The organism is Shewanella sairae, from assembly GCF_023283535.1.
GTDB classification, from domain to species: Bacteria; Pseudomonadota; Gammaproteobacteria; order Enterobacterales; family Shewanellaceae; genus Shewanella; species Shewanella sairae.
The window spans coordinates 1-1,180 of sequence record NZ_JAKILT010000186.1; the positions used below are offsets into that span (position 1 = coordinate 1).

The following is a 1,180-nucleotide window of genomic DNA, read 5'->3' on the forward strand; positions in this document are numbered from 1 at the left end:
TACGAATGAACGGGGATATGGTGTTATTGATATTTAAAATGCACTTTTTATAAACGAAAGTATGTCAATCTAAGTATATTAATGTTGATTGTCATTATGAAGTAGAACATTGGCTGCTATTAACATGAGTCAAACGCCCTATTGTGGTTATGTCTAATTTAAGCCCTTCAACCATCTTGTTTAATACTTCCATTTGAGTCTGGCGCTCAATATTTAACTCTTTGAATTCATCTTTTTCTGTATTACTGTTTTTTAAGAGAGTGGTTACTCTCTCTTGAAATGATTGTAATTCTATAATTTTTAACTCTAACTCTAGAGCCGCAACTTTTAAATTTTGTGCATGAGTTTGTACATCAAAAAAATCTGACACTGGGCTTTTCCGTAATAATAAAATGTCTTGGATTACTTAAAGTCTAAGTTGGCTTGCAAAGGTTCTTGATTAATTACCCATAGGCTTAGACTTTTTATTGCTTTTAGTCGAGAATGAAAGGCGTCTAGAGGCACCTTTCATAGAGGTATTAGGTGTTTAACGCATCTTTTAACAATTTACCTGCTTTGAAGCCTGGGCTGTTTTTTGCAGGGATGGTCATTTGTTGGCCTGTTTGAGGGTTGCGACCAATACGCTCTGCACGTTTTGTTACTTTAAATGTACCAAAGCCAACTAACGAGACTTCTTCCTCAGCTTTAAGGGTGTCAGTGATCGCACCTATCAGTGCCCTTAACGCTGCATCTGCTTCTTTGGTTGTTATTTCGCTATCTGCCGCTATTTTTGCTACAAGTTCTGTTTTTGTCATATTTAAATCCATAAGGAAGTATTATTTTCCAGTAACATGCACCAAATGTCAGATGGAGACAATAACATTAGTTTTGTTGCGTGTTGAACGTCTTATTTTGAGAAAAAAATCCTATTGGAGGTGTGTCTGTAGCTATGAGGGAGTGAAGTGGCATTGTTAATAATATTAGGTTCTGTCGCAAACTTAGAACTCGCCGCTAAGATTTGAGGGGACCTTATCTCTCAGATACAATTCTTCTGCTAAAGAATAAAATTGTTTGTTAGTGAAAGTTTAATTATGTAGCGCTTCAAAGTTAGTATCGAAAAACACTCGTATATTGATACCTGCTATCTTAACTTAATATCGGCATCATAAAATTAGGGTGTAGCTTTAATGGTACCTCGATC

At 35.7% G+C, this 1,180-nt stretch carries 2 protein-coding genes; both read right to left on the reverse strand.

Going from position 1 to position 1,180, the window contains the following annotated elements:
• Positions 1–94: 94 nt before the first annotated feature.
• Entirely contained in the window at positions 95–370 is a 276-nt protein-coding gene (locus tag L2748_RS23990) for a hypothetical protein (RefSeq protein WP_220783096.1), read from the reverse strand.
• Positions 371–518: 148 nt separating this feature from the next.
• Positions 519–794, reverse strand: coding sequence for an HU family DNA-binding protein (locus L2748_RS23995; protein ID WP_220783095.1), 276 nt, complete (start codon positions 792–794; stop codon positions 519–521).
• Positions 795–1,180 lie beyond the last annotated feature (386 nt).

Coding starts and splice junctions, on each gene's coding strand:
- L2748_RS23995 (WP_220783095.1), bottom strand. CDS start 794: ATGACAAAAACAGAACTTGTAGCAAAAATAGCGGCAGATAGCGAAATA.